We start from the raw sequence: 14,389 nt of genomic DNA on the forward strand, positions 1-14,389 counted from the left end.
CGGTGATCACCAATCTCCGGGCGGGCGGGGGCGGCTGCGGGTTCAGTCCAGGCCGGCGGTGGCCAGCACCGTCCGCATCCGGCGCTCCGCCAGTTCCGGGTCGGGGAACAGGCCGAGGCCGTCGGCGAGCCGGTACACCTTGGCCAGGTGCGGGACCGAACGGGCGGACTGCTCGCCCCAGACCATCCGGAAGTGGTCCTGGTGCCCGGAGAGCCAGGCCAGGAAGACGAAGCCGGTCTTGAAGAAGCGCATGGTCAGCGCGTTGCCCTCGAAGAGGTGCTGGGCCAGCGGGAGCGTGCTGCGCAGCTCCTCGGCGAAGCGGTCGCCGTCCCCGGCGTCCAGCGCCCGGAAGCCCTCGGCGACGATGGGCGCGAGCGGGTCGAAGACCGAGGCGAGCGCGTCGCTGTGGCCCTGCCCGTCGCCCGCGATCAGCTCGGGGAAGTCGGTGATGTCACCGTTGTAGACATGCACCCCGGCCGGGACGCGGCGGCGCAGTTCGATCTCCTGCTCGCGGCCCAGCGGCCACACCTTGACGCCGTCGATGCGCTCGACGTTGGCCTGGACGACGTCGAGGAACGCCTCCAGGGCCTTGTCCCACTCGGTGTAGCCCCAGTAGCCGGTCAGCCGCGGGTCGGACTCCGGCAGCACCCAGTGCAGGATGACCTTCCGCTCGGCCAGTGAGAGCAGCCGCTCGTAGACGCGGGCGTAGTCGTCGGGGCCCTGGGCGACGGCGGGCAACTGCGGGCTGGCCATGATGATCAGCTCGGCGCCCGCGTCCTGGACGGTCTCGATCTGCTCCTCGTAGGCGGCGACGACCGCGTCGAGGGTGTGCGGGCGCATCGGGTCGAGCTGGTCGGTCCACACCCCGCCGCCGATGCGTCCGCCGACGGCCCTGGCCTCGGCCGCCGAGCGGCGTATCAGCTCCGCCGAGGTGGCCCAGTCCAGGCCCATCGCGCGGTTCTGGGTGTCGAGCGCCTCGGCCAGCGCGAAGCCGTGCGCCCACAGGTGGCGGCGGAAGGCCAGGGTGGCGTCCCAGTCGAGGCCGGGCGCGGCGAAGGGCTCCCAGCCCATCAGGAGGGGGGAGTTGGGGGCGAGCGGATCGGCCACCACATGCGCGGTGGAGAACACCGCCCGGCTGCGGATGGGATCGGCGGAAGGTGTGAACACCCTGGGTGCGGTACGCGGCTGATACGCCGTCAGTGTGCCGTCGTATTCCGGAAGTTCGATCACGGAGGTGGCTCCAAGACTCGATCGGCGGTGGCCTCGGCCGCGTGCTGAAGCCGCGGTCTTTCCGCCACATTCAAGCCGTGCGCGCCGGGAGATCTCCACCGCTGACGCCCCCTGAAAACACCCCTGAACTCCCCGCCGGGGCCCGGTAGGGGTGCTCTGGGGCGCCCCGGGCTGGCTACGGTCGGCGAGTCGTGCACACCCCTGTCGTCCGACCCAGAAACGGAGTGAAGATGAGCCCTCGACCGCCCATTCTCGTGGGGACCCTCCATCCACGGCTGCTGGTCGACGACTTCGCCGCCGCCTTCCGCTTCTACGACGCCGTGCTCGGCGAGCTGTGCGGAGCCAAGGTGGCCGAGGGCGTCCCGCAGGGCCCGTACGCGCGCTGGAACGTCGGGGAGGAGCCGGTGCTCGCGCTCATCGACCGCGCGGCCATGCGGACCATGCTCGACGTGCGCGAGGGCACGGCCGACACGGCGCTGCTCTGCCTGCGCCTCGACGACGTCGAGGCGGCGCAGAGCCTGTGCGAGGAGTACGGCGCCACCGTCGTCGCCGGGGCGGCGCCGCACCCCGAGTGGGGTCCGGAGACCGTCCTGGCCTACGTCCGCGACCCGGCCGGCCACCTGATCGAGCTTCAGGCGTCGCCGGACTGACCCGTGCGGGCCGGTCCGGCGACGGCGGAATCAGAGCGGAAGGCCGGTGCCATGCGCGCAGATGTCCCACAGCTGACCCGCGACGACCGCGTCCTCCGCGGTGGCGCCGGGGTCGGTGCGGCGGCCGTCCTTGTAGTACTCGCCGTGCAGCGGCGTGTCGGTGCCGGCCAGGTGGAGCAGGGTGTCGACGCCCTTGTCGGGGGTGCCGACGAACCGCTCCACCGTCCCGCGCAGCGGGCTGTTGGTCAGCAGCCGCTCCCGCCACAGCCCGCGGGCCAGACCGCCGACGAACACCCCCGGGTGGAAGTCGGCGACCTGGATCTCCGGGTGGCGGCGGGCGTACTCGCGGGTCAGCAGCGCCAGCGCGAGCTTGCTGTCGGCGTAGGCCTCGTACGGCTCGTACTTGGCCTTGCCGTTGACGTTCTTCGGGTCGAGCTGGCGGCGGCCCTCGATGGTCTGCGACGAGGTGACCACCACCCGGCCGCCGCTGTCGCGCAGCCGCTCGGTCAGCAGGTTCATCAGCAGGTACGGGGCCAGCGCGTTGACCTGGAAGGTCTCCTCGAAGCCGTCCTTGGTGACGGTGTGCTTGGCCATGATGCAGCCCGCGTTGCTGACCAGCACGTCGATCCGGGGGCAGCGGTCCAGCAGCACCTTGGCCAGTCGGCGCACCTCCGTCAGCTCCGAGAAATCGGCGGTCAGCGGTTCGGCGCCCAGTTCGGCGGCGACGGCAGCGGTCTTCTCCGCCGAACGTCCGACCGGGATCACCTGTGCTCCGGCGGCGTGCAGGCGGCGTACCGCCGCCTCGCCGAGGCCCGAGCTGGCACCGGTCACGACCACAGTCTTGCCCTGCAGGTTCATGGCTTTCTCCGTTCTCGACCTGGCGCTGGGCAGATCACTTCTTCGTCCACCGAGCATCTATACATCCGTACTATACAGGAGTCTGAGACGTGCGTATAGATACACCCCCCACAACGCCCGTCCCGAGCAAGGCAGGACGCCGGGAATGGATCGGGCTCGCCGTGCTGATCCTCCCGGTGCTGCTGGTGTCCATGGACATCACCGTCCTCTACTTCGCACTGCCGTCGATCTCGGCGAGCCTGCACCCCTCCGGCACCCAGCAGCTGTGGATGATCGACATCTACGGCTTCGTCCTGTCCGGGCTGCTCATCACCATGGGCGGCGTCGGCGACCGCATCGGCCGCAGGCGCCTGCTCGTGCTCGGCAGCATCGTCTTCGGCGGCGCGTCCGCCCTGGCCGCCTTCGCTGGCTCGCCCGCGGTGCTCATCGCCGCCCGCGCGCTCCAGGGCGTCGGCGGCGCCACCCTCATGCCCTCCACGCTCGGGCTGATCCGCAACATGTTCCACGACGCCCGGCAGCGCCGTAACGCCATCGCGGTGTGGACCGTCGGCATGGGCATGGGCTCGGCCATCGGCCCCGTCCTGTCCGGGCTGCTGCTCACCAAGTTCTGGTGGGGCTCGATCTTCCTGGTGAACCTGCCGTTCATCGCCGTGCTGCTGCTCGCGCTGCCGCTGCTCGTCCCCGAGTACCGCGACCGCGCGACCCGCCTGGACCTGCCCTCCGCGCTGCTGTCCATGGGCGCGGTGCTGCCCACCGTGTGGGCGCTGAAGAAGTTCGCCGCCGACGGCTTCTCCGTGAAACCGGCCGTCTCGGTGGCGATCGGCGTCGTCCTCGGCGTCGCCTTCGTCCTGCGCCAGCGCAGCCACGCCCACCCGATGATCGACCTCACCCTGTTCCGCAGGCGCGGCTTCGGCCCGTCCATGAGCTGCAACGTGGTGGCCTACTTCACCATGGTCGGCTTCGGCATCTTCACCACGCAGTACCTCATGGAGGTGCTGCGGATGAGCCCGCTCGAAGCCGCTCTGTGGACCCTGGCCAGCCCCGTCGCCATCATGTTCTTCGCGCCGATCGCGGTGAAGACGGCCGCGGTGGTCCGCCCGGCCTACGTCATCGTCGCCGGGTTCCTGATCGCCGCGACCGGCTGCTTCCTGGTCACCCGGCTCGGCACCGACCGCAACATCCCGCTGATCATCAGCGGCACCGTGTGCATGGGCGTCGGCGTCGTCATCTCCAACACCATCGTCACCGACCAGATCATGGGCTACACCTCCGAGGCCCAGTCCGGCCGGGTCTCCGCCATGCTCCAGACCTGCCAGGAACTCGGCGGCGCCCTCGGCGTCGCGGTGCTCGGCAGCATCGGCGCCTCGGTCTTCGGCAGCACCATGGACCGCACCGTCCCCGCCGGACTGCCCGACGGCGCCCTGGAGGCGTCCCGCCAGACCCTCGGCGGCGCGCACAACTACTCCATGACCCTGAAGGAACCGCAGGCCGGACACCTGTTCCACACCGCACAGGAGGCGTTCGTCAAGTCCCTGACCCCGGCGGGCTACACCGCCATCGGCGTCCTCGCGCTGATGTCCGTCTTCGTCCTGATCTCCCTGCGGCACGTGGTCCCCGAGGCCCCCGCCGCACCCGCGGCGGAAGAGGCCGCCGCCGAACGCGAGCACAGCACGGCAGCGGCCTGACCGGCCCGCCCGCGCACCCACACCCGCCCCGGACACCACGACCTGGTGCCCGGGGCGTCGCGCTGCCCCCGCACACCGTCCCGGGCCGCCCGGGAGCGGTCCCGCGCGGCACACCTCGGCCCCCTAAAGTCGCCCGCCCGCGCCGGTTAGGGGGCCCCGGTCCGGGCCCGCGGGGCCGGGATCGCAGTAAGAAGGACGACGGACCGACCCGCGTACGGCACACACACATGTGCCCGGCGGGACCCGGGACCCCACCGAACGGACGACTGAAGGAGCCAGGCATGGGCCGGGTTACGGGCAAGGCAGTCCTCATCACCGGAGCGGCGCGCGGCCAGGGCCGCAGCCACGCCGTCCGGCTGGCCGAGGAGGGCGCCGACATCATCGCCATCGACATCCCCTCCGACACCGGCATCACCGAATACCCGCTGGCCACCGCCGAGGAACTGGCCGAGACCGCCCGCCTGGTGGAGAAGACCGGCCGCCGGGCCGTCGTCCGCCAGGTCGACGTGCGCGACCGCGCCGCGCTGCGCGCCGCGATCGACGAGGCCGTCGCCGAACTCGGCGGGCGCCTCGACGCCGTCGTCGCCAACGCCGGCATCCTGCCGATCGGCGCCCACCGCCCGATCGAGGCGTTCACCGAGACCGTCGACACCAACCTCGGCGGCGTCCTCAACACCGTGCACGCGGCCCTGCCGCACCTCGGCGAGGGCGGCTCCGTCGTCGTCACCGGATCGGCCGCCGGACTCATGCCCGGCCACGGCGACGTCGCCCAGGCGGGCCCCGGCTTCGCCGCCTACAAGTTCGCCAAGCGCACCCTGGTCGACTTCGTCAACACTCTCGCCGTCCAGCTCGGCCCCACCGGCCGCCGGATCAACGCCGTCCACCCCACCAACGTGGACACCGCCATGGTGCAGAACGACGCCATGTACCGGGCCATCCGCCCCGACCTGGAGAACCCCGGCCGCGAGGAGGCCGAACAGGGCTTCGTCGCGATGCACTCCCTGGCAGTCCCCTACGTCGCCCCGGCCGACGTGTCCCACGCCGTGGTGTTCCTCGCCTCCGACGAGTCCCGCTACGTCACCGGCCTGCACCTCAAGATCGACGCGGGCGCCCTGGTCAAGGCCGGACTGTGACGCACCCGCCCACCCGGTGAGAGCGCCGGTTGTAAGGGGCCGTTAGGGGTTCTTGCCCGGCGGCCCCTTCACCACACTGGGCCGCATGGAGACTGACAACCGGACGAGAAGCGCCCTGGTGTTCCCCGGGATGGGGCCCTCACCCTTCGCCGAGGTCGGCAAGTTCATGCTGGTCAACCCGTTCGCCCGGAAACTGGTCGCGGAGGCCGACGACACCCTCGGCCGCTCCCTCTTCGACGGTTTCCGCGAGGCGGAGGGCGACTACTCCGTCCCCGCCCAGCTCGCCTTCTTCGTGAACTGCCTCGCCCTCGCCGCCTGGGCCGAGCACGAGTTCGGCCTCGAACCCTCCTTCGTCACCGGACCCAGCTTCGGCGGCAAGGCCACCGCCGTACGCTCCGGTGCCCTGTCCTTCGCCGACGGCGTCCGCCTCACCGAGCGGTTCGCCCACACCCTCGACGCGTACTTCGCCGAGGAGTACCCCGAACAGGTCGCCACCCAGTCCTTCGCCCGCACCCCGCGCCCCGTGCTCGACGAGATCCTCGCCGAACTCACCGCGCAGGACGAGTGGTACGACATCACCTGCGTGGTCGACGAGGACTTCGCCATGCTCACCCTGCGTGCCTCGCGGCTGGACTGGCTCCAGCAGCGGCTGCGCGCCGCCGGCGGCCTGCCCCTGTACGTCATGCGGCCCCCCATGCACTCGGCCGCCTTCGCCGGACTGCGCCGCCGGGCCGCCGTCGAGGTCATGGACGGACTGGAGTTCCGCGACCCGACCCTGGCCGTCGTCTCCGACCAGGACGGCACCCTGCTCACCACCGGCGAGGAGATCAGGGACCTGCTGCTCGACTGCTGCGTCCGCGCCGTCGACTGGCCCACCGCGCTCGGCTCGCTGCGCGAGCGGGGCGTGGGCACGCTCTGCGTCGCCGGACAGGACGCCCTGTTCGGCCGGGTCGGCGCCGCCGCGAAGAACTTCCGGGTCGTCTCGGCCAACCCCCGCCTCGCCCTGCGCCCCAAGCGCCGCCGCCCGCTCGCGGCCTGACCGCCCCCAGCGGCGGCCGGGACCGCACCGGGCGCGTACCGCGCGCGGCACGCGGCACGCGGCATGCGCGGTCCCGGCGCGTCAGCGGTCCCGGGCGCCCGGCCGCTCCCCAACGGAGGAACCATGACCCAGCACCACACCGGTGGCCTGCACGAACGCTTCCTGCGCGGACTGGCCCTGTCCGCCGACCGTCCCGCCCTGCGCATCGGCGCCGAGACGACCACCTACCGCGACCTGCACCAGCGGGCCCTCACCTGGGCGGGCTCCCTCGGCGGCGCCAGGACCGTCGGCGTGCTGGCGGGCAAGACCGTCACCGCGTACGCGGGCATCCTCGGCGCCCTGTACGCCGGTGCCACCGTCGTCCCGCTGCACCCCGACTTCCCGGCCACCCGCACCCGGCACATGCTCGAACTGTCCGGCGCCACCGCGGTGATCGCCGACGAGCGCGGCCGGGCGGTCCTGGCCGGTCTCGGCGACGACCTGCCCGCCCTGGACGTCGTCGAGCCCGACCCGGCCCGCGCCCTGACCGGGCCCCGCAGCGGCACCGCGCCCGCCGACACCGCCTACATGCTGTTCACCTCCGGCTCCACCGGCCGCCCCAAGGGCGTCCCGATCAGCCACGGCAGCACCCGCCACTACTTCGAACTCCTCGACGCGCGCTACGACTTCACCCCGGACGACGTCTTCTCGCAGACCTTCGACCTGAACTTCGACTGCGCGATGTTCGACCTGTTCTGCGCCTGGGGCAGCGGCGCGACCGTCGACGTCACCCCGCAGACCGCCTACCTCGACCTGCCGGGCCATCTCGCCGAGCACGGGGTCACGGTCTGGTTCGCCACGCCCAGCGCCATCTCCCTCGCCCGCCGGATGAACAGCCTGGCACCGGGCGCGCTGCCCGGACTGCGCTGGAGCTTCTTCGCGGGCGAGGCGCTGCGCGCGCACGACGCCGCCGACTGGCAGGCCGCCGCACCCGCCTCCACCCTGGAGAACATCTACGGCCCCACCGAACTGACCGTGACCATCACCGGCCACCGCTGGGAGCCGGACACCTCGCCCGAGCGCTGCGTCAACGGCCTGGTGCCCATCGGCCGGGTGCACGAGGGCCACGACCACGTGCTCGTCGACGAGGAGGACCGGGAGACCCCCGTGGAGGGCGAACTCCTCATCACCGGACCGCAGATGTCGGCCGGCTACCTCGACCCCACCGACGACGGCGGCCGCTTCGTGGAGCGCGCCGGTCGCCGCTGGTACCGCACCGGCGACCGGGTGCGGCGGCTGGCCGACGGCGAACTGGTCTATCTGGGACGGCTGGACTCGCAGGTGCAGCTCCAGGGCTGGCGCGTCGAACTGGCCGAGGTGGAACACGAGTTGCGCTCCTGCGAGGGTGTCGAGGAAGTGGTGGCCGTGGGCGCGCAGACCCCGGCGGGCACCGAACTCGTCGTCTACTACACCGGCGAGCCCCGCCCCGCCGCCCGCTTCGCCCGCGCCCTGCGCGAGCTGCTGCCCAAGGGCATGCTGCCGCGCCACTACGAGCACCTGGCCGAGTTCCCCCTCAACTCCAACCGCAAGGTGGACCGCAAGGAACTCACCCAGCGGGCCGCCGCCCTGCTCGACCGCCCCTCCCCCCGGGCGGCCACCGCACTGGCGGCGGGCCCGGTCGGCTGACCGGCCGGCCGGGGGCGGCGGCGCCACCGCCCCCGGCCGCTCACCGGGTCACAGCGACCGGTCAGCCTCAGACCATGAATCCGCCGTCCACGGCGATGGCCGTACCGGTGATGAACCGGCCGCCCTCACCGGCGAGATGGGCGACCGTGGTGGCGATCTCCTCCGGTGTGCCGTAGCGGCCGACCGCCGTCATCCCGGCCTGCATCTCGCCGCCGGGACCCTTCGCCGGGTTCATCTCCGTGTCCGTGGGCCCCGGCTGGACCAGCACCGCCGTGATGCCCTGACCACCCAGATCGCGGGCCAGGCCCTTGGTCATGCCGGTCAGCGCGGCCTTGGTCATCGCGTACAGGGTCATGCCGGGCGAGGAGACGCGCTCGGTCACACAGGTGCCGATACTGATGATGCGTCCGCCCGAGCCCATGTACGCCGACGCCGCCTGGGCGGCCAGGAACGGACCGCGCGCGTTGACCGCGAGCGCCCGGTCCAGCTCCTCCGTCGTCACCGACTCCAGCGGGCCCCAGGGCAGTACACCCGCGTTGTTGACAAGGATGTCGAGACCTCCGAAGACCTCGGCTGTGTGGTCCACCGCGGCCCGCAGCGCGTCCGCGTCCGCGCTGTCGGCCTTGAGCGCGAGCGCGGTGCCGCCGTCGGCGGTGATCTCCGTGGCGATCTTCTCGGCGCGCTCCGCGTCCCGGTGGTACGTGAGGGCGACCGACGCGCCGTCGGCTGCGAGCCGCTTGGAGACGGCGGCGCCGATGCCACGGCTGCCACCGGTCACCAGGGCCACTTTTCCGGCCAGTTCAGACATGGGGGGTTCTCCGTTTCGTGTTCGTCCGCGCAGAGGCAACGAAGCCGGACCAGGGCTGATTGCCCCCTCGAAGGCAAACACTCGGCAATGTCCGGGTCAAGGGCGTCCCGGACGGGGCGAAGCGAGGGGTCGGGACAGGGGTTGCGCCCCCGGGCGGACACCGTGCGCGGATGCGCGGAGCCATAACGGCTCGTCGCGCGCACACGACAGTGGCCGGGGTCACCCCTGACCCCGGCCACCGTGGACCGCCGTGCTGCACAACCGATCGAGCCCTGATCGAGCCGCGGTCGCCTCCGCCCCCTCGGCGGCCTCCCGAAGTCCCCCTCCTCCAGCGGGAATCGAGCGGCGGCTGAGACGGTCTCCACGCAAGGTCCGCAGACGCCTTGGTGACCGTGCGCCCCGGGCGGCAGTGGGTCCGACGACATCGTCAGTCCGCAGCGACGAGGGAGAGCCCCATGCACTGGTACACCGATGTGTTCGCGAAGTACGCCGTCTTCGAGGGCCGGGCACGGCGCCAGGAGTACTGGATGTTCATGCTGATCAACTTTGTGATCGCATGCGCCCTGACCAGCGTCGAGACCGGGGTCGGCATCAGGCCCGCGCTCACCGGCGTCTACTCGCTCGCGGTGCTGCTGCCGGCCATGGCCGCCGCCGTGCGGCGGCTGCACGACACCGGCCGCACCGGCTGGTGGCTGCTCATCGCCCTGATCCCGGTGGCCGGCGCGATCGTGCTCGTCATCTATCTCGCCGACGAGTCGCAGCCGAAGGCCAACGCCTACGGCCCGCCCCTGGCCGACGGTCTGACCGGTGCCGAACAGGGCGCCACCGGCTGACCGCCCCCCCCCGCGGCCCGCCGCCCCGCCCGGCGGGTGCGCCGTCGCTCAGGCGGCGACCTGGCTCGCATGGATGGCGAGCACCCGCCACCCCTCACCGGTACGCACCCAGGTACGTGTGTACCGCAGCCGGGTCACGTACTCGTGACCGGCGTAGGAACCCATGACGGTGAGCAGCGCCCGGGTGATGCCCGTGCCGCCCTCGACGATCACCTGCGCCGGCTCGACCTCCTCCAGCTTGTCGATGACCAGCAGACCGTCCCGGAAGGACGCCAGGTCCCCCGCCTTCGGCACCAGTGTGCCCTCGGGGTCGACCCGGACGGACCGGTCGTCGAGTATCGCGTCCATCTCCCGCACGTCGCAGCGGCGGTGGGCCGCCTGGAGACGGTGCTCCGCGGCGAGCAGTTCGTCGATCGCGCCTTGTGCGGACATGGCGTCCCTCTTCTCTTCTCGTCCGTGATGAGCCGCTTGCCCGCCGGCTCCCCCGCATTCTGCGCACCGCGGCAGCGGGCCAGCTACGCGCAAAGACCCTGCTCCTCGGGTTAAGGGTGGGGCCGGTGAGCCCCTGCCGTCCGGCCGGAACTAGGGGGTCGCCACCGGACGCGCCACCCGCACCCCCTGGACAGCGGACGGCCCTTTACCCATACTGGGAACTCCCTTTCCCTTTCCTTGGGTTCACCCGCTTCCCCGGGGTTCCCCGGGGCCGGGACCTCTCGCCCGGCGCCCCGGCCGGCCCGCGCTTCCCGCGGCCCCGCCCCTGTGGCCTGGGACTCCAGCAGGACTCCAGCGGCGCTCAGCCGCGCCGTGGAACTTTCCCCTCGGATACGCACCCTGCGCATCCCAGTCGTGCCAGAGTCCTGAGCGGAGTCGCCATGAGCACTAGTTCCACCCGGTCAGCTCCCGCGAGCGGGGCTATCGTCGGCGTACTCGCCGCGGCCGGAATCATGGTCTCGCTGATGCAGACCTTGATCGTTCCCCTCATCCCCGAGCTGCCCGAACTGCTCCACACCTCGGCCTCCAACGCCTCCTGGGCAATCACCTCGACGCTGCTGGTCGGCGCGGTGGCCACCCCGGTGGCGGGACGGCTCGGCGACCTCTACGGCAAGCGCCTCGTCCTGAACATCAGCCTGGTCGTCATGACCGTCGGCTCCCTGGTCTGCGCCCTGTCCGACTCGGTCACCCCGATGGTGACCGGCCGCGCGCTGCAAGGCGTGAGCATGGGCGTGATCCCCCTCGGCATCAGTGTGATGCGCGATGTCCTGCCCCCGCAGCGGCTCGGCTCGGCCATGGCCATCATGAGCTCCTCGCTGGGCATCGGCGGCGCGCTCGGCCTGCCGGTCGCGGCGATCGTCGCCGAGAAGACCGACTGGCACGCGCTGTTCTGGGCGTCCGCGGTGCTCGGCGTCGTCGTCCTCGCCCTGATCCTGCTGATCGTCCCCGCCGCCGAGGTCCGCGGCACCGGTACGTTCGACGCCATCGGCGCCCTCGTCCTGTCCGGCGGCCTGGCCTGCCTGATGCTCGCCGTCTCCAAGGGCGGCGACTGGGGCTGGGGTTCGCACACCACCCTCGGCCTCTTCGGCGCCTCCGTCGTGCTGCTGCTGGCCTGGGCGGCCTGGGAGCTGCGCCGGTCCTCGCCGCTGATCGACCTGCGCACCTCGGCGCGCCGGCCGGTCCTGATGACCAACCTGGCCTCCATCGTCGTCGGTTTCGCGATGTACTCCAGCCAGCTGATCATTCCCCAGCTCCTCCAGCTGCCCAAGGCCACCGGCTTCGGCCTGGGCCAGTCGATGCTGGCCTCCGGCCTGTGGATGGCCCCGTCCGGCATCGTCATGATGATCGCCTCCTCCTACGCGGCGAAGATCTCCGCGGCCCGCGGCCCGAAGGTGTCGCTGCTCGCCGGTTCCCTGGTCATCGCGGTCGGCTACGCGCTGGCGCTGCCGCTGATGAAGAACGTCTGGGGCGTCCTGGCGTTCAGCTGCGTGGTCACCGTCGGCGTCGGCTTCGCCTTCGCCTCGATGCCCGCGCTCATCATGAGCTCGGTGCCGCCCACCGAGACCGCCGCCGCCAACGGCCTCAACAGCCTGATGCGGGCCATCGGCACCTCCACCTCGGCCGCGGTGGTCGGGGTGATCCTCGCCCACATGACGGTCAAGGTCGGCCCGATGGCCCTGCCGTCCGAGAACGGGGTCCGCGCGGTCCTGCTGGTCAGCGCGGGTGTGGCGATCGTGGCGGCGCTGGTCGTCCTCGCCATCCCCGGACGCGAGCGCCCCGCCGCCCAGCCGGCGGTCGCCCCGCCCCTCAAGGCGGACGCGGCCAGCGCCAACTGAGCGCCATCACAAGGCAGTACGCGGTAGGCAAGCAGTACGCAGCACGGCTCGCGGGCCGCACCGGAGGGATCCGGTGCGGCCCGCGCTGCTGTGCGCCCCGCGGCACCAGCGCCGCACCTCTCGGCACCCCTCCCGCACGCGGGCGTCCGTCCACGGCACACCCATGACGGCACAAGTGGGCCTCTAACGAGCCTGGTTAACCTCTGGCCAGGTGTACGAACCAACCGGCACCCGACGCAACACCAGGGCGCTGTCCGCCGCCGCACCGACAGGAGCCGACACACGTATGTCTGTGGAAACCATCGTGCCGTCCGCAACAGGGACATCGACGCCACCCGCCAAGGAGACCCGCCGTGTGGATCGGGTGGTGATCCGGTTCGCGGGTGACTCGGGTGACGGGATGCAGCTCACGGGGGACCGGTTCACGTCGGAGACGGCGTCGTTCGGGAACGATCTGTCGACGCTGCCGAACTTCCCGGCGGAGATCCGGGCGCCCGCGGGGACGCTGCCGGGGGTGTCGTCGTTCCAGCTGCATTTCGCCGACCACGACATCCTCACCCCGGGTGATTCCCCCGACGTGCTGGTCGCGATGAACCCCGCCGCGCTGAAAGCGAACCTGGGCGACCTGCCGCGGGGCGCGGAGATCATCGTGAACACGGACGAGTTCACGAAACGGGCGTTGCAGAAGGTCGGCTACGCGGCCTCCCCGGTGGATGACGGGTCGCTGGACGGTTTCCGGGTCCACGCGGTGCCGCTGACGTCGCTGACGGTGCAGGCGCTGGCGGACTTCGACCTGTCGCGCAAGGAGGCCGAGCGCAGCAAGAACATGTTCGCGCTGGGACTGCTGTCGTGGATGTACCACCGGCCGACCGAGGGCACGGAGCGGTTCCTGAAGGCGAAGTTCGCACGGCGCCCGCAGATCGCGGCGGCGAACGTGGCGGCGTTCCGGGCGGGCTGGAACTTCGGGGAGACCACGGAGGACTTCGCCGTCTCCTACGAGGTGGCCCCGGCGGCGCGGGCCTTCACCCCGGGCGTGTACCGCAACATCTCGGGAAACCTGGCACTGGCCTACGGGCTGATCGCGGCCTCCCGGCAGGCGCGTCTGCCGCTGTTCCTGGGCTCCTACCCGATCACCCCCGCCTCCGACATCCTGCACGAACTCTCACGCCACAAGGCGTTCGGGGTACGCACCTTCCAGGCGGAGGACGAGATCGCGGGGATCGGAGCGGCACTGGGCGCGGCGTTCGGCGGCTCGCTGGCCGTGACGACGACCTCCGGACCCGGCGTGGCACTGAAATCGGAGACGATCGGCCTCGCGGTCTCCCTCGAACTGCCGCTGCTCGTCGTCGACATCCAGCGCGGCGGCCCCTCCACCGGCCTGCCCACCAAGACCGAGCAGGCGGACCTGCTCCAGGCCATGTACGGCCGCAACGGCGAAGCCCCCGTCCCCGTCCTCGCACCCCGCACCGCCGGAGACTGCTTCGACACCGCACTGGAAGCAGCCCGCATCGCCCTCACCCACCGCACCCCCGTCTTCCTCCTCTCCGACGGCTACCTCGCCAACGGCTCCGAACCCTGGCGCATCCCCGACACCGACGAACTCCCCGACCTCCACGTCCCCTTCGCCACCGGACCCAACCACACCCTGCCCGACGGCACCGACGTCTTCTGGCCCTACAAACGCGACCCCCACACCCTGGCACGCCCCTGGGCCGTGCCCGGCACCCCCGGCCTGGAACACCGCATCGGCGGCATCGAGAAACAGGACGGCACCGGCAACATCTCCTACGACCCCGCCAACCACGACTTCATGGTCCGCACCCGCCAGGCCAAGATCGACAGCATCGAAGTGCCCGACATCCGGGCAGACGACCCCGACCACGCCCGCACCCTCGTCCTGGGCTGGGGCTCCACCTACGGCCCCGTCACCGCCGCCGTACGACGCCTGCGCGCCGAGGGCGTCCCCATCGCCCAGGCACACCTGCGCCACCTCAACCCCTTCCCACGCAACCTCGGCACCCTCCTGGCCGGCTACGACAAGATCGTGATCCCCGAGATGAACCTCGGCCAGCTCGCCACCCTCATCCGCGCCAGATACCTCGTCGACGCCCACTCCTACAACCAGGTCAACGGCATGCCCTTCAAAGCCGAACAACTCGCC

12 protein-coding genes are annotated in these 14,389 nt (G+C 71.7%); 8 read left to right on the forward strand and 4 right to left on the reverse strand.

The features are described from left to right. Positions 1 to 42: 42 nt before the first annotated feature. Entirely contained in the window at positions 43 to 1,230 is a 1,188-nt protein-coding gene (locus B086_RS0120825; protein WP_018568369.1) for a DUF993 family protein, read from the reverse strand. A gap of 230 nt (positions 1,231 to 1,460) precedes the next feature. Between B086_RS0120825 and B086_RS0120830 the strand changes: the two genes are divergently transcribed. After that, positions 1,461 to 1,880 carry a VOC family protein gene (locus B086_RS0120830; protein WP_026252615.1) on the forward strand — a complete coding sequence of 140 codons (420 nt, stop codon included), beginning with the start codon at positions 1,461 to 1,463 and terminating at the stop codon, positions 1,878 to 1,880. Positions 1,881 to 1,910: 30 nt separating this feature from the next. Here the strand turns inward: B086_RS0120830 and B086_RS0120835 are convergent, their stop codons facing one another. Next, positions 1,911 to 2,738: an SDR family NAD(P)-dependent oxidoreductase gene (locus B086_RS0120835; protein WP_018568371.1), complete on the reverse strand. Its 828-nt coding sequence runs from the start codon at positions 2,736 to 2,738 to the stop codon at positions 1,911 to 1,913. A 161-nt stretch (positions 2,739 to 2,899) separates the two neighbouring features. Here B086_RS0120835 and B086_RS40390 point away from each other — a divergent pair, with 161 nt between their 5' ends. From B086_RS40390 to B086_RS40395, 4 genes are all read left to right on the forward strand, one after another. Continuing rightward, positions 2,900 to 4,423, forward strand: a complete 1,524-nt coding sequence (locus B086_RS40390; protein ID WP_018568372.1) for an MFS transporter — start codon at positions 2,900 to 2,902, stop codon at positions 4,421 to 4,423. A 281-nt stretch (positions 4,424 to 4,704) separates the two neighbouring features. Further along, positions 4,705 to 5,556, forward strand: coding sequence for a mycofactocin-coupled SDR family oxidoreductase (locus B086_RS0120845; RefSeq protein ID WP_018568373.1), 852 nt, complete (start codon positions 4,705 to 4,707; stop codon positions 5,554 to 5,556). 85 nt (positions 5,557 to 5,641) lie between these two features. Continuing rightward, on the forward strand, positions 5,642 to 6,595 hold the full coding sequence (locus B086_RS0120850; protein WP_026252616.1) for an ACP S-malonyltransferase: 954 nt from the start codon (positions 5,642 to 5,644) through the stop codon (positions 6,593 to 6,595). Between the two features lie 123 nt (positions 6,596 to 6,718). Then, positions 6,719 to 8,260: an AMP-binding protein gene (locus tag B086_RS40395; protein WP_018568375.1), complete on the forward strand. Its 1,542-nt coding sequence runs from the start codon at positions 6,719 to 6,721 to the stop codon at positions 8,258 to 8,260. Between the two features lie 67 nt (positions 8,261 to 8,327). Here the strand turns inward: B086_RS40395 and B086_RS0120860 are convergent, their stop codons facing one another. Further along, positions 8,328 to 9,068 carry an SDR family NAD(P)-dependent oxidoreductase gene (locus tag B086_RS0120860; protein WP_026252617.1) on the reverse strand — a complete coding sequence of 247 codons (741 nt, stop codon included), beginning with the start codon at positions 9,066 to 9,068 and terminating at the stop codon, positions 8,328 to 8,330. Positions 9,069 to 9,523: 455 nt separating this feature from the next. On the opposite strand from B086_RS0120860, the gene B086_RS0120865 reads away from it, so the two are divergent. Then, complete coding sequence (locus tag B086_RS0120865) at positions 9,524 to 9,901, forward strand: DUF805 domain-containing protein (protein WP_018568377.1); 378 nt, start codon at positions 9,524 to 9,526, stop codon at positions 9,899 to 9,901. A 48-nt stretch (positions 9,902 to 9,949) separates the two neighbouring features. Here the strand turns inward: B086_RS0120865 and B086_RS0120870 are convergent, their stop codons facing one another. After that, positions 9,950 to 10,333 (reverse strand): nuclear transport factor 2 family protein, encoded by a 384-nt coding sequence (locus B086_RS0120870; protein WP_018568378.1) that lies wholly within the window; start codon positions 10,331 to 10,333, stop codon positions 9,950 to 9,952. Positions 10,334 to 10,773: 440 nt separating this feature from the next. Between B086_RS0120870 and B086_RS0120875 the strand changes: the two genes are divergently transcribed. Continuing rightward, positions 10,774 to 12,228: an MFS transporter gene (locus B086_RS0120875; RefSeq protein ID WP_026252618.1), complete on the forward strand. Its 1,455-nt coding sequence runs from the start codon at positions 10,774 to 10,776 to the stop codon at positions 12,226 to 12,228. Between the two features lie 286 nt (positions 12,229 to 12,514). Further along, on the forward strand, positions 12,515 to 14,389 hold a 1,875-nt coding region (locus tag B086_RS0120880; RefSeq protein WP_078531149.1), incomplete at its 3' end, for a 2-oxoacid:acceptor oxidoreductase subunit alpha.

This window comes from Streptomyces sp. PsTaAH-124, assembly GCF_000373685.1.
Taxonomy (GTDB): Bacteria; Actinomycetota; Actinomycetes; order Streptomycetales; family Streptomycetaceae; genus Streptomyces; species Streptomyces andamanensis.